The following is a 19,261-nucleotide window of genomic DNA, read 5'->3' as shown; positions in this document are numbered from 1 at the left end:
ATTTTGGAAAGGACAAGCGTATGGATGCAATTGGACATGGAGTAATGGAGGCCCTTCGGCTGATTTTTAGCGGTGATGCGGAGATTTTTGAAATTGTGGGATTGTCCCTTTATGTTTCCTTTTTTTCCGTAGTGATTTCCAGCTGTATCGGAATTCCTGCCGGCGTCTTTTTGGGGACCCATTCCTTTCGGGGAAAGGGAATTCTGATCCGCGTGATTTATACTCTGATGAGCCTGCCTCCCGTCATCGCAGGTCTTACGGTATTTTTGATCCTTATGCGGAGAGGACCGCTGGGCAGCTTTCAGCTTAACTATACGGTAACGGCCATGATCATCGCGCAGATTTGCCTGGTGACGCCCATTGTGACCGGCCTGACCTATAATCTGGTAAAAGAAAAGGCGCCGGTGGTATACAAACTGGCAACTACGTTGGGAGCCAGGAAAGCGTCCCGCATGAAGCTTTTAATCTATGAAATGCGGACTGGTTTGACCACATCAGTGGTAAGCGGTTTTGGAAGAGCGATTTCCGAAGTGGGGGCGGTCATGATCGTAGGAGGCAATATTAAAGGCAGGACCCGGGTGATGACAACCTATATCACAGAGCTTAAGGGAATGGGGAATTACGAGAGAGCCATTGCTATCGGAATCATTCTGCTGGCAATTTCCTTTCTTGTGAATGCGTTGCTGTATCATTTTCAGGAAAGAGAAAGTCGATAGGAGGGCAGGATGAAGCTAAAGGTAAGACAACTGAAAAAAAGTTACGATGGAAAAGTCGTGTTGGATTTAGAACAGGTGGAAATTCAGGGTCACAAACGGACGGCAATCATCGGTCCCAACGGCGCGGGAAAAAGCACCTTGCTGAATCTCATCGCGGGTCTGGAAGAGCCTTCCGCAGGCCGGATTTTCTATGATGGAAAAGAAGAAATCCCATGGAGGGATATGACGCAGGTCTTTCAAAAACCCTATCTGCTGTCCTCTACAGTGGAAAATAACATTGCTTACCCTCTGAAGCTGCGAGGGTGGGACAGGGAGCGGATCGAGGCGCGGGTTCTGCAGCTCTGCGAAGAACTGAATCTGCTGGACTTACGGAAGAAAAAGGCATGGAAGCTGTCAGGCGGAGAGACACAGAAGGTAGCGCTGGCGCGGGCCTTGTCTTTTTATCCGGATCTTCTGCTCCTGGATGAACCGACCGCTAACATCGACCCGGCGACGACTGCGGAAATCGAGCAGATGCTGACTAAAATCAATGAAGTCTCCGGCACAACGATCGTTCTGATCACCCATAATCTGGCGCAGGCCCGCAGAGTCTGCGAGCGATGTCTGTTTTTAAAGGACGGACTTCTTGTGGAAGAGGGAGATGCTCAGCAAATGCTGCGGATGCCTCAAAACCCCGTGACACGTAGATTTATTGAAGGAGAACTGCTGATTTAAGGAGGAAAAGAAACTTGAGAATCGTAATGGTAAAAGGTTTCTCAAAGACCGGAAAAACGACAACGGTCACCAGTCTTGTAAAAGAGCTAAGACGGAGGGGCTACAGCGTAGGAACGGTAAAGGATATCCATTATCAGGGATTTGCCATGGATCAGCCTGGAACAGATACCTATAAACATGCGCAAGCAGGGGCCGTTCGAGTGGCTGCTCTGGGAGAACGCGAAACGGATCTCCTCTTTTCCCGCAGAATGGAGATTGACGCTCTTTTAAAATATTACAAAGAGGACTTTGTAATTCTTGAAGGAGACAGCGGTGCGGATTGTCCGGTGATTCTTACAGGAAAAACAGAAGAAGACCTGGACCCCAAAATGTCGGAGAGCGTTGTCGCGATTTCCGGTCTGATTGCGGAGGAAAGGAAGACGTATAAAGGCCTTCCGGTTATTCATTGTTTTAAGGAGGTGGAAAAGTTGGCTGATCTAGTAGAGAAAGTTACAAAGGAAAAGCAGGAAGAGGCAGATGTAGTACTCACCATTGATGGAGTGGAGATTCCCATGGTTCCATTCGTTAAAGATACGTTGAAAAATGTCGTAGTTGGAGCCGTGAAAGCCCTGGATGGATACGAGGAGGGAAAAGAAATCCGAATTTGCGTGAGAGGATAATTTGCTTTGAGAAAAAGAACAGCCAGGCAAAATTCGGCTGTTCTTTTTCGTTGTCTTTATTTAAAGGAAATATCTAATTCAAACCAGAATGTAGTACCTTTTCCAAGAGTGCTGTCCACTCCGTAATTTGCATTGTGTAAAGACAGAATCTCTTTTACAATGGATAATCCGAGTCCTGAGCCGGTTGTAGAGCGGACCATATTGGAACTGGCCTTATAGTATCGCTCCCAGATATGAGGAAGCTCGTCCTCAGGAATTCCAACACCATGATCCTGTACCTGGCAGAGAACGTGACGTCCTTTTTTTCTGATAATGACATTGACAACTTTATCTTCCCCGCAGAACTTCAGCGCGTTGTTGATCAGGTTCGAGAAGACCTGTTTCATTCTCTCTGGATCTGCTTCCACCATAACCGGGGAAGGGCAGTCCAAATTGATCTGATACCCATCCTTTTCTTTCAAAAGCTTGAACGAGAGAATGATTCCTTCTGCGACTTCTTTGATATCAAATATTTTTTTCTCAATGACAATAGCGCCCGATTGCATTCGGGAAAGAGTCAGCATGTCGCTTACCAACAGATTTAAACGATCAGCCTCATCGATGATTACCTGCAGGTGCGCGTTTCTCTTTTTGGGATTATCTCCGGATAGATCCCGAATCATTTCCGCGTAGGATTTCACCATGGTCAGAGGGGTACGAAGATCGTGGGAAACATTGGCGATCAGATCTTTTTGCAGCATTGTAGATTTTTCCAGTTCAATGGATGCTTTTGTCAGCGTATCGGCCAAGTTGTTCAGTTCCGAGTAATGCCCACCCTTGAAAACGATACCGTATTCCCCTTCCGCCAGCTTTCCGGCCGATCTCGTAATGTCGCGAATCGGCGTTGTGATCCTGGTGGACAGATAGATCGCCAGACACAGGGCCAGCGCCAACGAAATAAAGGTAACATAGATCAGCTGAGTCGTGAGAATTTCCAGCGTTGATGTTACCGGCCATAGCGGAGAAAAAATATAAGAAATCAGTTCCGGCTTATCCTCGGAACGGAGAATGTTTCCGCAGGCCAGAATTCGGCGGGGGCGACTTGGATCATCGATCATAAGGGAAACGGATTTCAGGTTTTTTTCCTCCATTTCCTGCTTTACACGAAGTATCTCATCCGTGTAATCGTGATTGGAATTATCAAGACCATACAGCATAAAGGGAAGTCCTTCCGCATAGGAAATATAGATATACATATCGCTGGACTCCGCAATTTCGGCAACCTGTCGGGAAAATTCAGCAAGATCGTTCCTTTCATAAGCCAATTCAATGCTTTTGGCAACTTTTTCAGTTTTGGCTTCTTTCATTGTCTGATAGAAAGTGTTCAGGAAGAGTACCTGAAGACTCCACAGGATTACCAGAAGAAGCACCGCAAATATAATAAAGTACAGACATACTTTAAACTTGATACTGTGCGTGTTGAAATTAAGCTTCAAATTTATACCCTATTCCTCTTAGCGTTACAATGTAATCTCGATATTTTCCAAGACTGTTCCTTAGATTTTTGATATGAGTATCGATGGTACGGTCATCGCCGAAGAAATCATACCCCCAGATATCAGAAAGAAGTTTGTCTCGGGATAAAGCGATATTGCGATTTTCAACAAGATAAAAGAGCAGATCGTATTCCTTGGGAGTGAGTTCTACCTTTTCCCCATCGACTGTGACACTTCTCGCGGCCATGTTAATGCTCAACCCACCGAACTCCAGAACCTGAGGCTGGTTTTGCGCGCCCCCCTGACGTCTGGCAAGTACCGCGTTGACACGAGCCATCAGTTCTTTCGGGCTAAAAGGCTTTACCACATAATCATCGATTCCCAGTTCAAATCCAAAAAGCTTGTCATATTCTTCACTCCTTGCGGAAAGCATGATAATCGGGATATCCTTGATTTTTTTGATTTCTTTACAGGCGCTGAATCCGTCCAGCTTTGGCATCATAATATCCATGATAATTAAATCATAGTCGTTTAGTTTGCAGAGCCCTACCGCGGTCATTCCATCGGCAGCTTCTGTTACCTCAAAGCCATTGAACTCCGAATATTCACGGATTACCTCACGTATTTTTTGTTCGTCATCAACCACTAATATTTTCGGCATAAAACTTTCCCCTCTCTAAATCTTCATTTTTCTATTAGAATACAAAGACTGTGTGTTTGATATATGATAATTTTCTGTTATTATACCATAATTATCTTAAGAACTTCTAAATTTTTGATTAATTTTTTAGTTGACAGTCAAAAATCAGTATGATAAAATTAACGATTTATTTACTTGACACAGTCATAACGAGTGAATTATACTTATATTAGGTATAGACTGGAGGTAAATAGTATGTATGCCATAGGTGATAAAATCGTGTATCCAATGCATGGCGCAGGCATCGTAGAGAAGATCGAAGAAAAAGAAATTCTTGGCGAGCTGAGAAAGTACTATGTCCTAAAAGTGCCTTGCGGCGATATGAAGATTATGATTCCGGTAGATACCAGTGATGCCATCGGCGTGCGGAATATTATCTCTGCGGAGGAAATTGAACATATTCTGGCCGTGTTGCATGCGGCATCTTCCAAGATGCCGGACAACTGGAATCGAAGGTACCGGGAAAACATGGAAAAGCTTAAAACCGGAGATCTGGTGGAAGTGGCTGAGGTCGTCCGAAATTTGACTCGCACTGAAAGACATAAAAAATTGTCTGCCGGCGAGAAAAAAATGCTGACGAACGCGAGGCAGATACTGCTGAGCGAAATTGTCCTGGCAGGGGATATGGACGCAGCCAGTGCCGACATTCTTATTGACGAAGCTGTTTAATCCTTTAGCTCCGTTAATAAGGCCGGCGGGCCGTATGCCGCAATATTTATAAAGGGGAAGGGAGGTGAAGAGATGCTGAGAAAATTAATGAGGGTTGTTCTGACCATTGTAGGCGCCATAGTCGGCTATGGTGTATTTTTATTGGCGAGATTTCTATTGTCTGTTTCCGGTTACGAGCAGCGGCTGAATCTATCAAGCACACAGGAAGTTTTTATAGCGATTCTTTGCGTAATTATTTTTGGATTAATCTTTTTCAGGTTGACGCCTACGCTTGGAAAACAAGGGAGTAAGGTTGCGGACAATATTGAGACGGATTTGCAGAAGCTATCAACGAATGATATTGTCATGGGGACTGTCGGTTTGATTGCGGGACTGATTGTCGCGTATCTGATCAGCAGGATTTATATGGGAATTCCCAATATCCTCGCGTTTATTCTCAATGTTGTGACCTATCTCGTATTGGGGTTCTTAGGAGTTGTGATTGCCACGAAAAAAGGCCCGGATATCCGATCCGCGTGGCTTAACTCTAAAAGAGGAACGTCTTCCGGTGGCAGAAATAAGGGCAAGCATGATGCTTCGCCGAAAATTTTTGATACGAGCGTCATTATCGACGGAAGAATCGCGGATATTATGAAGACGGGATTTATTGAAGGAACAATCGTGATCCCCGAATTTGTTCTGGTGGAACTGCGCCATATCGCGGATTCCTCGGATTCCTTGAAAAGAAACCGAGGCAGGCGGGGGCTGGATATTCTGAATAAGATCCAAAGCGAATACGGAATTGAAATTTATAACACGGAGGCGGAAAAAGCTCTGGATGAAATTCCCGAAGTTGATGTAAAGCTTTTGAAACTGGCGCAGATCATGAACGGGAAAGTTGTGACCAACGATTTCAATTTGAACAAAGTGGCAGGTATTCAGGGTGTGGAAGTTTTGAATATCAATGAACTTGCCAATACGCTGAAACCGGTGGTGCTTCCGGGAGAAGAAATGTCTCTGTTTCTTGTTAAGGAGGGAAAAGAGCATAATCAGGCGGTGGCGTATCTGGATGATGGAACCATGATTGTTGTTGAAGAAGGCAGACGGTATATCGGAAAGAATATCAGGGTTCTGGTTACCAGTGTATTGCAGACAGCTGCGGGACGGATGATTTTCGCAAAACCTCATACAAAATAGAGAAAATGAATAATAAGAAAAAAACAGCGGTAATTATCGCTGCTGCCGGTACTGGAAAACGGATGGGCAGCAGTATTCCAAAACAATATCTGAAAATCGGAGGAGAGCCCATCCTGCTGAAAAGCGTTCGGGCTTTTTGTGACAATAAAGAGATCGACTGGATCGTTGTTGTTACAAATGGGGACTACATACAGGCTTGCCTGGAAATGAAAGATAGATACGGACTGGATAAAATTCAGGCGGTTATTGAAGGCGGAGAAGAACGGCAGGATTCGGTATATCGGGCAATCGTGGAAATTGATCGCCTCTGTCCTGAGATTGAATACGTTCTGGTTCATGATGGAGCTCGTCCTTTTGTGCGGCAGGAAACCATCAACGCGGTGCTTGAGGCTGCGGAAGAAAAAGGGGCGGCTGTCGCTTGTGTTCCGGTGAAAGACAGTATCCGGCAGGAAAAAGACGGGGAAAGTGCGAACCTTCCGAGGCAGCGTCTGTACGCTGTCCAGACGCCTCAGGGGTTTCAAAAAGAAATCCTCAGAAAAGCCTATGAACAGGCTTTTGCGGATGGCTACTATGGCACCGATGACGCTACCCTGGCGGAACGGATTGGACAGAGTGTGGCTTTGGTCCGAGGGACATATGATAATATTAAAATTACGACGAGAGAGGACATGCCGATGGAAAGCAGAGTGGGAACCGGATTTGATGTGCATCAGCTGAAAGAAGGACTGCCGCTTGTTCTGGGGGGAGTGAAAATCCCCTTTGAAAAAGGCCTCCTTGGACATTCCGACGCGGATGTTCTGGTTCACGCGCTGATGGACGCCCTTCTGGGCGCGGCGGCGCTGGGCGATATCGGGAGGCACTTTCCGGACACGGATCCGCAGTATCGTGGGATTTCCAGCATGGAACTGCTGCGCAGAGTAAAAGGGCTGCTGGATAAAAATGGCTGGCGGGTTGGAAATGTGGATATCACGCTGATGGCTCAGCGGCCAAAAATAAAATCGCTTATAGGCGATATGACGGATAATCTGTCGAAAACGCTGGATCTGGAGACGTGCCGGATTAATATCAAGGGCACGACAACCGAACGGCTGGGGTTTGTCGGGAGAGAAGAGGGAATAGCGGCGCAGGCGGTATGCCTGCTCTATCGATAAAGAAAAAGGAGACAAAAGTGAGAAGATGAGACTATCCAAAATGCATTTAAGAACCTTGAGAGAGGTGCCGAACGAAGCGGAGATTCCAAGCCATATTCTTCTGCTTCGCACAGGAATGATAAGAAAACTGGTATCCGGGGTATATGGTTTTATGCCTCTTGGGTGGCGTTCTGTCAGAAAGATCGAGGAGATCATAAGAGAAGAAATGGATCGGGCGGGAGGACAGGAAATTCACATGTCCGCGGTACAGCCCGCGGAACTGTGGCAGGAGTCCGGGCGTTGGTTTGCCTATGGACCGGAACTGTGGAGACTGAAAGATCGGAATGGAAGGGACTTTTGTCTGGGACCGACCCATGAAGAAATTTTTACGGATATTATCCGCAGTGATGTTTCTTCCTATCGGCAGCTTCCTGTAAACCTGTATCAGATCCAGACCAAGTACAGAGACGAGGCGCGTCCGCGTTTCGGACTGATGCGGAGCAGGGAGTTCATTATGAAGGACGCTTACTCCTTTGATCGGGATCAGGAAGGGCTGGATAAAAGTTATCAGGAAATGTACGATACTTACGAGCGTATTTTCACACGCTGTGGACTGACCTTCCGCCCGGTGGAAGCGGATACCGGAGCCATCGGAGGCAGCAACTCCCATGAGTTCACCGCCCTTTCGGAAGTCGGGGAAAGCGAAATCGCCTATTGCGAAGCGTGTGATATGGCGGCGACGGTGGAACGGGCGGCTTGCGTGGACGCTCCGGCGACGGAGGAAGCGGAACTTCCGAGGGAAGAAGTACATACTCCGGGCACGAAGACCATCGAAGAGGTAGCGGACTTTCTTGGAATCCCGCAGACAAAGACGATGAAAGCACTGCTCTTTGTTACCTATGACGAAGAAGGAAAAGAAAACGGATATGTGGCGGCATTTGTCAGAGGAGATCGGGAACTGAACATGACAAAGCTTGTCAATGCTCTCGGCATTCCGGAACATTCCATCGAATTCGCGGACGAAGAAAAGATGGGGGCCGCTACCGGCTGTGTAGGCGGATTTACCGGACCGGTAGGCCTGCATGACTGCACCATCGTGGCTGACAGTGAACTGCCGGGACTGAAAAATCTGTGCGCGGGAGCGTGCAAGGTCGATTACCATATGAAAAACGTTAATTACGGCAGAGATTATAAAGCGGATATTGTAACGGATATTAAGACCTTGAAAGAAGGCGATCCATGTCCGGTCTGCGGAGCTCCGGTCAAGCATGCCCGGGGAATTGAAGTCGGACAGGTCTTCAAACTGGGAACCAAATACAGCGAATCCATGGGAGCGATCTACAAGGATGAGAACCAGAAGGATCAGCTGATTGTAATGGGCTGCTACGGAATCGGCGTGACGAGAACCCTGGCGGCGATAGTGGAACAGCACCACGATGAAAACGGTATCATCTGGCCGGTTTCCGTGGCGCCGTATCACGCGATCATTACAGTGATGAAGCCGGAGGACGAAGTGCAGGCGCAGACGGCCGAGCGCATCTATAAAGAACTGATGGACGCGGGTGTTGAAGTGCTGCTGGATGATCGGAAAGAGCGGCCTGGCGTGAAATTCAAGGACGCGGATCTCCTGGGAATTCCGGTTCGGCTTACAGTGGGAAGAGGAGCGCCGGAAGGCAAAATCGAATATAAGCTGAGAAGAGACGCGGAAAAAGAGGAACTGTCCGTGGATGAAGGAATCGCGCGGGCAATCCGTCTGATCAACAGCGAAAAATAAAAAACAGACAGATAGAAGAGGAAAGTAATGGAGGGGAGTAGGAAAAAGGCGGCAAAAGAGCATATAAGCCTCTTTTGGGAATTTTTTAAAATCGGACTGTTTACCATTGGCGGCGGAATGGCCATGCTGCCGCTGATTCAGAAGGTGGCGGTTGAAGATAAGAAATGGATGGAAGAAGAAGATATGATCGACTGCCTGGCGGTCAGCCAGGCGATGCCGGGTGTAATCGCCATTAACAGCGCGACCTATATCGGGAAACGGCAGCATGGACTCACAGGCTCTCTGGCCGCGACCATCGGAGTTGTGATGCCGTCTTTTCTGATTATTATCGCTGTGGTGACTCTGTTGGGTACAATCGGGCATAATTCCTATATCAACGGCGCTTTTACCGGCATCAAAGCGGCGGTCTGCGGTCTGGTGATTGTATCTGCCTGCAAGCTGGGGAAACAGATCCTAAAAGGCCCCTTTCAGTGGGTGTTGGCGATACTGGCTTTTTTCGCGATTGCTGTTTTTGAGGTAACGGCTCTCTGGGCGATCCTCGGGGGTGCCGTGGCAGGAATCGTACTGCTGATGATTCGCGGGAAACGGGGTGCGGAGAAATGATGTACCTTTATCTGTTCAGCATGTTTTTTCGGATTGGGTTATTCAGCTTCGGCGGTGGCCTCGCCATGTTGCCTCTGATTTTTCAGAGCGTGCAGGATTTCGGGTTTATGTCCGCTGAGGAGTTTTCCGATCTGGTGGCGCTGTCCCAGGTGACGCCGGGACCCATTGCTGTCAACGCAGCAACTTATGTAGGGTTCAATTACTCAGGCGTACTGGGAGCGGGAGTAGCGACGCTGGGCGTCTGCCTGCCTTCTTTCGTTCTGATCCTGATTGTAATGAAATTCATGGAAAAGTTCAAAGAAAGCAAGGGGCTGGAAGGAGCTTTTCTGGGGATTCGCCCGGTTACAGTCGGTCTGATCGGAGCGGCCGCGATCTTTGTAGCGGAAACCGTACTGGTAGACGGAAAGCTTTTTTCCATGAAGCTGCTGACGGACCCGACAGGATATATCAATGTGATACCGTGTGTTATTTTTGCAGTGACCCTCGTGTTAGCGGGGAAGTTTAAAATCAGCCCCATTAAAATTACGATTTTGATGGCTGTAGTAGGAGCGTTCTTATGTGGGTAGGAGGCGTACGAGTTATTATACTGGACGAACGGAACCGGGTTCTGATGGTGCGGCAGCATCATGAAGGCAGAGATATCTGGATGGTTCCGGGCGGAGGAATTGAAGATGGGGAAACCTCCAGCCAAGCCGGCGTAAGGGAAGTTCGGGAGGAAACGGGTCTTGACGTAAAGATCGGAAAGCTGATCTGGCATGTAGAAGAAGTCTCAGAAGAGAGAGGCCAGAGGTTTGTGAACTTCTTCCTGGCGGAAATAGAAGGCGGAAAGCTGGAATTGGGAACGGATCCGGAATTTTCAAAGGACGATCAGGTTCTACGGGAAGTTCGGTTTATGTCCAAAGAGGAAATGTGCCATTTGGAAGTGCTTTATCCGGAATATCTCAAGGATGAACTGTGGAGATTTCTGGAAGAGGACTATCATGGATATAATGCGTTTAAAATCAGAACATAAGCAGAGGAGAAGGAACTATGAAACTTGTAAAAATTGAAATGGAAAACGGCGATGTGATGAAAGGGGAACTGTATCCGGAGGTGGCTCCGGAAACGGTTGAAAATTTTGTAAAGCTGGTGGAAGAAGGGTTTTATAACGGACTTACCTTTCACAGAGTAATCCCCGGATTTATGATTCAGGGCGGCTGCCCCGACGGAACCGGCATGGGAGGCCCGGGATATACGATTAAAGGAGAGTTTTTGTCCAATGGATTCAACAACAATCTGAAGCATACCAGAGGCGTGCTTTCTATGGCCAGAGCGATGGACCCCAATTCCGCGGGCTCTCAGTTCTTTATTATGGTCGCGGCTGCTCCGCATCTGGACGGAGAATACGCGGCTTTCGGGAAGATTACGGAAGGTATGGAAGCCGCGGATAAAATCGTAGGCGTGACCACCGGATTCAATGACAAGCCGGTGGAGCCGCAGATTATGAAAACAGTGACAATCGAAGAAGTGGAGGATTAAGAATTTTTCGTAAAGCGGTATGGTCAGACGACGGTACCGCCTTCTTTTTGTGGCAAACGCTGATTTTTAAAATTTCTGATTGACACTGCGGAAAAAAATAATCAGAGCAAAATAAAGTAAAAAGCTTTAATCTTTTTTTCATCTGGAGACAATATGATAGAGAAAACAATCAGGGAAAGAGAGGAGAATCAAGATGAGAAAAAAACTTATAATCTTTTTTATGGCAGCTATGGTGATGGCGGTAGGAGCAGGATGTTCCTCCGGAGATGATGATACGGCACAGCAGTCGACAACCGCGTCCACAGCGGCGCAGACGACCGCTTCGGCGCAAACGACTGCTGCCGCCCAGCAGAACGTAATCGGAGACGCGAAAGCGAAGCAGATCGCGCTGGATCGCGTATCCGGCGCGAAGGAATCCGATCTTACGAAATTCCACCTGGAAACAGATGATGGCCGCCAGGTATACGAAGGTGAAATCCGTTATAACGACAAAGAATACGACTTTGAAATTGACGCCGTATCCGGTGATGTCGTAAACTGGGAAGAAGATTCCATCTATGATGATTAGTGCAGACGTAAAATCGGGGAGAACTGTCGCGCAGGAAACAGGCGCGGCAGTTTTTCTTTCATATGGGAGCGGATGCTTGCCATGTATCGCTCCGGGTTTTAAAGAAAACTCCCAGGGATATGGTTCTCAGCGCCGCCAGAGGGTATAATAAAGGAAACAGGAAGAGGAGGTAACAGAAATGTATGATGTCATTATTATTGGAGCGGGTCCGGCGGGACTCTCCGCGGGGATCTACGCGATACGGGCAGGGCTTGATACCTTGATTCTGGACAAAAGCGCCTGGGGAGGCCAGACGATTCTGTCCGCGGAGATTGAAAATTATCCGGCGGTGGCGACCGTGACAGGACCGGATTTCGCGCAGAAAATGTACGATCAGCTGGTTGGCCTTGGCGGAAGTGTAACCCTTGAAGAGGTGAAGCGCTTGGATCTGGAGACAAAGACCGTAGTTACAGGAAGCAACACCTATCAGGCCAAGGCGATTATTATTGCCGCGGGACTCAAACGGAGGACGCTTGGATGCCGGGGAGAGGAACGCCTGACGGGGAGGGGGGTATCTTATTGCGCCATCTGTGACGGACGTTTTTTCACCGGAAAAAATGTGGTAATCGCGGGAGGCGGGAATACCGCCATGGAAGATGCTCTCTATATGTCCGGATACTGCCATCATATCACGATCCTCTGCCGTGGTGACCGTCTGAAGGGGGAAGAGAAGCTAAAAGAAAGTATTGACAAAAAAGAAAATATTACGGTTCTGTATGGCGTAAATATTAAAGAGATCCTTGGTGATCAGATGGTAGAGGAAGTACTGTTGGATAACGGGAAATATCTTAAGACCAGCGCGGTTTTTGTAGCTATCGGCTATGAGGCGGACAGCACCTTTCTGGGAGAACCTCTTGAGATGACAGGGGAAGGATACGTAGTGGCAGGAGAAGATTGCAGAACCAATGTGAGAGGCGTATTTATCGCGGGAGATCTGCGGACGAAACAGGTACGGCAGATTGTGACCGCTGCGGCGGACGGAGCGGTAGCGGCTCTTGGAGCGGCGGATGATATTCTAAAAATGTAACTGGTATCAAAAAAACAGAGAAAAATTTATTTTTCAGTTGAAAACAGCGGCATAACGTGAGATAATCATTATAATAATATTCTGAAAATTTATTAAATCTCATATAAAGAGAAGAGGATGATATGAATATCAGACATATTGCGGAACGGGCAGGTGTCTCAGTAGCCACTGTTTCCAGAGTTCTAAACCATCCGGAACATGTAGCGCCAAAGACGAGAGAAAAGATTGAGCGAATTATGAGAGAGGCAGAGTACACACCCAACTGGTTCGCTCGAGGATTGAATTTTAATAAAACGGGAACTATCGGCCTGATGATACCACATATTTTGAATAGTGTGCATATGGAAATTGCCAAAGGGGTAGATGATGTTGCGCATCAAAAAGAGTGTATTGCTTTGATGTGCAATGTGGAAAATGACAGGGAAAAAGAGAGACGCTATCTGCAGTGGTTGATGAAACGAAGGGTGGATGGCATTATTTTCATCAGTTCCAGCCTGGGAAAGAGAGATTTTGAGCAGGTTCAGGAACAGGGGATTCCGATTGTTCTTATTGGAGCCTATAGGGACAATGATAATTTTCATGTCGTCAGTGTTGATTATCGGCAAGCCGCGATGAAAGCGGTAAATCATCTTTTGGGAAATGGCTACCGGAAAATCGCTTTTTTGTATGGGGAAACTCCGCAGGTGGAGAACGAGCAAAAAGTAGAAGGTTACAAGCAGGCAATTCGGGACGCGGGACTTTCTCTTTCAGAGGATTTCTTGAAAAGAGTAGAAAATACAATTGAAGGAGGCTATCTGGGGGCCAAAAAGCTGATGGAGCTGGCTCAACCACCAAAGGCGATTTTTACCAGCAGCGATTACTTAGCATTCGGAGCTATGGACGCGCTGAAAGATAAAAACCTGAAAATACCGGAAGATGTGGCGATCATTGGATTTGATAATGTACGAATGTCAAATTTGGTAGAGCCGAAACTGACAACTGTCGAGATTCCTCTGCATAAGATGGGAGTCTATGGCGCCAGGCTTCTCTTTGATCGGATTGAAGAGGAAAACAGTCCGTATCCGGGGGCGATCCTTTTGCAGCCAAAGCTAAAAATCAGAAAATCCAGCGGACATAAAGAGAGAATTGGAGAAATGTTTTAATATGAAAGTGGACTTTTTAGATTTGAAAATGAAAAATCCGATTATGGCGGCGGCAGGGCCGTGGAGCAGGGATGGTGAAAGCATTCGGAACCTGCTGCGAGCGGGAGCCGGCGCGGTTGTGACAGAGAGCGTAGTAAGTGATACGCTGCTGGATGTGCGGCCCAGGATTGCTTATGATGGAAGGGGCGCGCAGAATATAAGGCTCTACAGTGATATTCAAATTGAAGGTTGGGAGCGGGAGATGGAAATTGCCAAAAGCGCGGACGGCATTGTAATCGCAAATGTCTCCGCCCATACGCCTTCAGAGCTAGCTTACCTTGCGGCGAAACTGGAAAAATTCGGAGCGGATGCGGTTGAAATCAGTGTTTCCAATCCCATGTGGGAAGCCTTGGAAGTGATGGCCTCTGATGCGGAAGTCATCTATAATATTACAAAAGAAGTCGTCTCGAATGTAAAAATTCCGGTGCTCGTAAAGCTTTCTCAGAATACAACAAATATCACGGCTATTGCCAGGGCGGTTAAACAGGCAGGCGGAAGTGGTGTAAGCGCAATCAATACAATACGCTGTATTCTGGGTGTGGATATTGAAACAGGACTCCCTTCTCTGGCGACATATGGAGGTTATTCCGGGGCGCCGATTCGACCTCTGGGGCTGGCTTCTGTAGCTGCGATTGCGCAGACTGTTGATATACCCATTTGTGGAATCGGGGGCATTGAGGATTATCGGAATGTAATTGAATATCTGATGTTGGGCGCGTCGGCAGTCCAGATGGGAACTGCGATCATGATTCACGGACCGGCAATTCTTACCAAAGCTACCGAAGAATTGGAGCGTTGGATGGAAGCGAAAAAAATCGATTCGATTTCTCAAATCCGGGGGGAAGCGTTAAAAAATTTAAAGTCGTTTGATGAAATGAAGATCGAGCCGGCTACCAGCACTTCCAGCGGCGCTCCATGCACTGTGGACTGCAGCAAGTGCATCGAAGCGTGTATGTACCACGCAATTGTAAAAAGGGATGAAAAGATCGAAGTGAACAAAGAAGCATGTACCGGATGCGGCCTTTGTACCTGTATCTGCCCGGCAAAAAAGCTAACGCTCGACTGGTAAAAAGACGAAAAACTCTTGCAATTTTCTGAAAATATGATATATTATTAAATGTAACCAGTTACAATTGACGAGTGCGGTGATATGGTGACAAATATTTTGAAATAGATAATTGAAGGAGGACAAAAAGATGTATACGTGTAGTTTGGAAAGAATGACGGATAAAATTAAAACGTTCAGTAAATTCGGCGACGCGGGACACGGGGGCATTACCAGATATTCATTGTCACCGGAAGCACATATGGCCAGGGACGAATTTGTAAAGCGGATGAAAGCCATTGGCGCGGAAATCGAAGTGGATGATGTTGCCAACATCTATGCTACTATCCCGGGATCGGATCCGGACGCGAAGAGAATCGTAATGGGCTCTCATTGTGATTCCGTTAAAAATGGCGGAAACTACGACGGCATACTAGGTGTTATGAGCGCCATGGAAGTTCTGGAAACAATTGTAGAAGACAAGATCCCTCACAAACACCCGCTTACGGCCATGATCTGGACCAATGAAGAAGGTTCCCTTTATCCTCCGGCAATGATGGTTTCCGGTATTGTATGCAACGATTATCTACCTCCGGAGATCGGAAAAAATTTCAAGTATGACGACATGATGGCTTCGAAGGCGATGGAGGCCCATGAAGGAAGCGCGCCTACATTTGGTGAGGCTCTGGCGGTAAGTTCCTATAAGGGAGAACGCGAGTACAGACTGAGTCCGGACCGTTATGTTGCTAATTTTGAAACCCATATCGAGCAGGGGCCGATTTTGGAAGATAACGGTAAGGATATTGGAGTGGTGCAATGCGTACTGGGCATGTTCAATTATCGTGTGAAATTTTATGGATTCGCGGCCCATGCGGGGACATTCCCTATGAACAAGCGGCATGACGCTTTGTACGCGGCGGCACAGGCCTTATGCTATCTGCATGACGAGATCGATAAATTAGGACGTCCGGAGTTGGTTTATACGACCGGCGAAGTTTCCATTCATCCGTGTGTACATACGGTTATTCCGGATTATGTGGATTTCTCTCTGGATGTACGGCACGAAGATCCGAAGGTTCTGGAAGCGGTAATGAATATTCTGAAGACACTTCCGGAAAAGACCTGGGCAGGATGCAAATGCGAAATCGCGGAGCAATGGAAGAGAGATACAGTCTACTGGGATAAAAACCTGGTGGGCTTCGTACAGGAAGCAGTGGATGAGCTGGGAATTTCCAATCAGAAGATTAACTCCGGAGCAGGTCATGACGCCCAGTTTGTTTCCTACATGCTCCCGACGACTATGATTTTTGTACAGTCCAAAGATGGACTTTCCCATTGCGAACCGGAATATTCTTCTCCGGAACACTGCACCGAAGGCGCCAGCGTTATGCTGAACGCGGTTCTGAAGGCGGATGAATTCTATAAGTAAATTGTTAAGCGGTACTGCTTAATCATAAAGTAAGAATAGAGCTGCATTTTCGTTGACATAAAATCGCCACATGAGGATGCAGCTGTTTTTTCCAAGTGAGAACGAGTGATGCGGTAAGGAGGAGTGTAAATTGAGTAAAGTAGTAAAGGCAAAGTACACCGCAGAAGCTGTTTGCGGATTTACCCACAGGACTGCTATGGAGGAAGCCGCAAGATGTCTGCTGTGTCATGACGCACCGTGCAGCCAGGGCTGCCCTGCGGGAACCGATCCCGCGAAATTTATCCGTTCGATCCGCTTCCGGAATGTTAAGGGCGCGGCGGAAACGATTCGGGAAAACAACATTCTCGGGGGAACCTGCGCGAGAGTCTGCCCCTATGACAGACTGTGTGAGGAAGCATGTTCCAGATGCGGGATTGATCGTCCGATTGAGATTGGAAAGCTTCAAAGATATGCGATCGAGCAGGAACAGGTATTCGGGATGCGAACGTTAAAAGCGCCTGAAGAAAAGAAAGCCGGAAAAGTCGCGTGTGTAGGGGCGGGGCCTGCTTCTCTTGCGTGCGCGGCGGAACTTGCGAAAGCGGGTTATGACGTTACGATCTTTGAAAGGGAAGAAAAGGCAGGAGGCGTTCTTACATATGGAATTGTACCGAGCCGCCTTCCACAGGAGGTTGTGGATCATGACATTGCTCAGGCGGAAGGACTCGGTATAAAATTTGAATTTGGAAAAAATGTAAACGCGGCCGATCTGGATGGTTTTGACGCTGTATTTATCGGAACGGGTCTCTGGGGTACCAGAGTTCCTGATATTGAGGGAAAGGATCTGGCAGGCGTCTGGGCTGCTGCGGATTTCCTGAAAGAGGCCAGAACAAAAGGTGAGGCCTTTGATCCGGGAAAACGGGTCGTCGTAGTAGGCGGAGGAGATGTAACCGTCGACTGCGCGGTTACAGCAAAGCTTCTGGGCGCGGAAGATGTAAAGATTGTTTACAGGAGAACATTGGAAGAGGCTCCCGGGAATATGACAGAATTCCAGTACGCCCTGGAACTGGGAATCGGAATCACTACCGGTATGGCGCCTATGGCTGTAAAAGGAGACGGAAAAGCAGAGACTGCTGTATTTAAAGGCTTCCGGGATGACGCCGCGCAGATGCGGATTTCCGCGGACACAATTGTATTCGCCACCGGACAGGGACCGGAGGATATGACAAAGATCGCTCCTGTCAGATTGACGGAAAAAGGAACCATTGAGGCGGCGGAGGATGGGACGACAAGCGCCGATAGGTATTTTGCGGCCGGTGATATTGTAAACGGCGGCAAGACTGTTGTAGAAGCGGTAGCGGCAGGAAAGGCCGCTGGAGCGTCCATGATTGCGTACCTGGAAAAGAAGGGAGTGAAATAGGATGGCAGTTAAAAAAGATTTATCCATTAACTATTTAGGTGTTGAATGCGAAAATCCGTTCTTCCTTTCATCTTCGCCGGTAGGGAGCAATTATGAAATGGTTGCGAAGAGTTTTGAAGCCGGATGGGGCGGTGTGTTTTACAAGACCGTGGGAATTTTCGTTGCGGATGAATGTTCCCCTAGATTTGATAATGTAAATAAAGAAGGTCTGCCGTGGGTTGGCTTTAAAAACATGGAGCAGATATCCGACAAACCTACAGAAGTCAACTTTGAAAACATGCGCAAGCTGAAGAGGGCCTACCCGGATAAGGTTATGGTTGCCTCTATTATGGGAAGCAATGAACAGGAATGGAGAGATCTGGCTAAGATGGCGGAGCAGGCGGAAGCCGATTTGATTGAAGGAAACTTTTCCTGTCCGCAGATGACAAGCCATGATATGGGCTCGGATGTGGGGACTAACCTGGAACTGGTAAGATCCTATTCCAAAGCAGTCGCGGAGACGACGAAGATCCCATTCATCGCTAAGATGACTCCAAATTGTAAGAATATGGAGGAACCGGCAATCGCGGCAATTGAAGGCGGCGCGGCTTCCGTATCCGCAATCAATACGATTAAATCGATCACAAATATTGATTTTGAGAATATGACTGCTATGCCGGTTGTAAATGGCAAGTCATCTATTTCCGGATATTCCGGAGCGGCGATAAAGCCGATTGCGTTGCGTTTTATCGCTCAGATGCTCCAGAATGAAAAATTAAAGGATCTGGAGATTTCTGGAATCGGCGGAATCGAAACATGGAGGGATGCCGCGGAATTCCTGGCTCTGGGCTGCAGGAATGTTCAGGTTACAACCGCGATCATGCAGTATGGGTATCGGATTGTGGAAGATATGGCAAATGGCCTTATGCACTTTATGGATGAGAGAGGTTACAATAAGCTGGATGAGTTCATCGGCTGCGCTCTGCCGAATATCATTCCGGCGGAAGAATTGAACCGCGATTTTAAGATTCTGCCAAAATTTGATGAAGAAAAGTGCATTGGATGCGGAAGATGCTACATATCGTGCTATGACGGGGCCCATCAGGCCATTGACTGGAATGAAGAAAAGAGGAGGCCGGAACTGAACGATAATTGTGTCGGCTGTCATCTGTGTCTCAACGTATGTCCGGTACAAGAATGTATTACGCCAGGTGAAATTAAATGGAAGGAAGGCAGAAAGCAAGTAGATGTTACCGTTAAGCAGCATTACGAATAGAGACATTTCGAAAACTTTCTTAAAAAGTTACCATACACAGCGAAACGGCGCTCCTGCGGGGGCGCTGTTTTGCTACGCGGGCGATACAAAAGCACATTTTTCGGATGCTTGTAGCGTGAAGATGGCAAGGGGTGTATAATAAAAGCAGAATTGTTTGAACCATCAGATGAAATGAACAAGGAGGAAG

The 19,261-nt window shown here is 47.5% G+C and carries 19 protein-coding genes and 1 pseudogene; 18 read left to right on the top strand and 2 right to left on the bottom strand.

The window, feature by feature from the left end; translation table 11 throughout:
* Positions 1 to 20 precede the first annotated feature (20 nt).
* From H9L42_RS12520 to mobB, 3 genes and pseudogenes are all read left to right on the top strand, one after another.
* On the top strand, positions 21 to 716 hold the full coding sequence (locus H9L42_RS12520; RefSeq protein WP_187303743.1) for an ABC transporter permease: 696 nt from the start codon (positions 21 to 23) through the stop codon (positions 714 to 716).
* A 99-nt stretch (positions 717 to 815) separates the two neighbouring features.
* Positions 816 to 1,430 (top strand): annotated as a pseudogene (locus H9L42_RS12515) (ATP-binding cassette domain-containing protein); the annotation flags it as partial.
* 14 nt (positions 1,431 to 1,444) lie between these two features.
* Positions 1,445 to 2,089: a molybdopterin-guanine dinucleotide biosynthesis protein B gene (mobB, locus tag H9L42_RS12510; RefSeq protein WP_187303741.1), complete on the top strand. Its 645-nt coding sequence runs from the start codon at positions 1,445 to 1,447 to the stop codon at positions 2,087 to 2,089.
* Positions 2,090 to 2,145: 56 nt separating this feature from the next.
* On the opposite strand, the gene H9L42_RS12505 is transcribed toward mobB, so the two are convergent.
* Both H9L42_RS12505 and H9L42_RS12500 read right to left on the bottom strand, forming a co-directional pair.
* The gene (locus H9L42_RS12505) at positions 2,146 to 3,564 is read right to left on the bottom strand and encodes a HAMP domain-containing sensor histidine kinase (protein ID WP_187303740.1); all 1,419 of its coding nucleotides are present in this window, start codon (positions 3,562 to 3,564) and stop codon (positions 2,146 to 2,148) included.
* Positions 3,554 to 4,225: a response regulator transcription factor gene (locus H9L42_RS12500; protein ID WP_187303739.1), complete on the bottom strand. Its 672-nt coding sequence runs from the start codon at positions 4,223 to 4,225 to the stop codon at positions 3,554 to 3,556. The genes H9L42_RS12505 and H9L42_RS12500 overlap by 11 nt, the downstream gene beginning before the upstream one ends.
* Positions 4,226 to 4,459: 234 nt before the next feature.
* On the opposite strand from H9L42_RS12500, the gene H9L42_RS12495 reads away from it, so the two are divergent.
* The 15 genes from H9L42_RS12495 to preA all read left to right on the top strand — a co-directional run bounded on the left by H9L42_RS12495 (position 4,460) and on the right by preA (position 19,074).
* Positions 4,460 to 4,933, top strand: a complete 474-nt coding sequence (locus H9L42_RS12495) for a CarD family transcriptional regulator (protein ID WP_187303738.1) — start codon at positions 4,460 to 4,462, stop codon at positions 4,931 to 4,933.
* A 72-nt stretch (positions 4,934 to 5,005) separates the two neighbouring features.
* The gene (locus tag H9L42_RS12490; protein WP_187303737.1) at positions 5,006 to 6,109 is read left to right on the top strand and encodes a PIN/TRAM domain-containing protein; all 1,104 of its coding nucleotides are present in this window, start codon (positions 5,006 to 5,008) and stop codon (positions 6,107 to 6,109) included.
* Positions 6,110 to 6,114: 5 nt separating this feature from the next.
* Positions 6,115 to 7,260 (top strand): 2-C-methyl-D-erythritol 4-phosphate cytidylyltransferase, encoded by a 1,146-nt coding sequence (ispD, locus tag H9L42_RS12485; RefSeq protein ID WP_187303736.1) that lies wholly within the window; start codon positions 6,115 to 6,117, stop codon positions 7,258 to 7,260.
* 25 nt (positions 7,261 to 7,285) lie between these two features.
* The gene (locus tag H9L42_RS12480) at positions 7,286 to 9,013 is read left to right on the top strand and encodes a proline--tRNA ligase (RefSeq protein ID WP_187303735.1); all 1,728 of its coding nucleotides are present in this window, start codon (positions 7,286 to 7,288) and stop codon (positions 9,011 to 9,013) included.
* 27 nt (positions 9,014 to 9,040) lie between these two features.
* On the top strand, positions 9,041 to 9,616 hold the full coding sequence (locus H9L42_RS12475) for a chromate transporter (protein ID WP_187303734.1): 576 nt from the start codon (positions 9,041 to 9,043) through the stop codon (positions 9,614 to 9,616).
* Positions 9,613 to 10,182 (top strand): chromate transporter, encoded by a 570-nt coding sequence (locus H9L42_RS12470; RefSeq protein WP_187303733.1) that lies wholly within the window; start codon positions 9,613 to 9,615, stop codon positions 10,180 to 10,182. The genes H9L42_RS12475 and H9L42_RS12470 overlap by 4 nt, the downstream gene beginning before the upstream one ends.
* A complete protein-coding gene (locus H9L42_RS12465) occupies positions 10,173 to 10,628 on the top strand; it encodes an NUDIX domain-containing protein (RefSeq protein ID WP_187303732.1) in 456 nt (151 codons plus the stop codon). The genes H9L42_RS12470 and H9L42_RS12465 overlap by 10 nt, the downstream gene beginning before the upstream one ends.
* 17 nt (positions 10,629 to 10,645) lie before the next feature.
* Positions 10,646 to 11,134 (top strand): peptidylprolyl isomerase, encoded by a 489-nt coding sequence (locus tag H9L42_RS12460; RefSeq protein ID WP_187303731.1) that lies wholly within the window; start codon positions 10,646 to 10,648, stop codon positions 11,132 to 11,134.
* A 193-nt stretch (positions 11,135 to 11,327) separates the two neighbouring features.
* On the top strand, positions 11,328 to 11,702 hold the full coding sequence (locus H9L42_RS12455; RefSeq protein WP_207734976.1) for a PepSY domain-containing protein: 375 nt from the start codon (positions 11,328 to 11,330) through the stop codon (positions 11,700 to 11,702).
* A gap of 178 nt (positions 11,703 to 11,880) precedes the next feature.
* Positions 11,881 to 12,768: an NAD(P)/FAD-dependent oxidoreductase gene (locus tag H9L42_RS12450; RefSeq protein ID WP_187303730.1), complete on the top strand. Its 888-nt coding sequence runs from the start codon at positions 11,881 to 11,883 to the stop codon at positions 12,766 to 12,768.
* A gap of 122 nt (positions 12,769 to 12,890) precedes the next feature.
* Positions 12,891 to 13,910 (top strand): LacI family DNA-binding transcriptional regulator, encoded by a 1,020-nt coding sequence (locus H9L42_RS12445; protein WP_187303729.1) that lies wholly within the window; start codon positions 12,891 to 12,893, stop codon positions 13,908 to 13,910.
* Between the two features lies 1 nt (position 13,911).
* Positions 13,912 to 15,018, top strand: coding sequence for a nitronate monooxygenase (locus tag H9L42_RS12440; protein ID WP_187303728.1), 1,107 nt, complete (start codon positions 13,912 to 13,914; stop codon positions 15,016 to 15,018).
* 127 nt (positions 15,019 to 15,145) lie between these two features.
* A complete protein-coding gene (locus H9L42_RS12435; protein ID WP_187303727.1) occupies positions 15,146 to 16,423 on the top strand; it encodes a Zn-dependent hydrolase in 1,278 nt (425 codons plus the stop codon).
* 130 nt (positions 16,424 to 16,553) lie between these two features.
* The gene (locus tag H9L42_RS12430) at positions 16,554 to 17,819 is read left to right on the top strand and encodes an FAD-dependent oxidoreductase (RefSeq protein ID WP_187303726.1); all 1,266 of its coding nucleotides are present in this window, start codon (positions 16,554 to 16,556) and stop codon (positions 17,817 to 17,819) included.
* A gap of 1 nt (position 17,820) precedes the next feature.
* Positions 17,821 to 19,074 (top strand): NAD-dependent dihydropyrimidine dehydrogenase subunit PreA, encoded by a 1,254-nt coding sequence (preA, locus tag H9L42_RS12425; protein ID WP_187303725.1) that lies wholly within the window; start codon positions 17,821 to 17,823, stop codon positions 19,072 to 19,074.
* Positions 19,075 to 19,261: the final 187 nt, after the last annotated feature.

Source organism: Zhenpiania hominis (assembly GCF_014333425.1).
Lineage (GTDB): Bacteria > Bacillota > Clostridia > Peptostreptococcales > Anaerovoracaceae > Hominibacterium > Hominibacterium hominis.
Note: the sequence above shows the minus strand (reverse complement) of the source record. Positions and strands in the feature narration are given on the sequence as shown.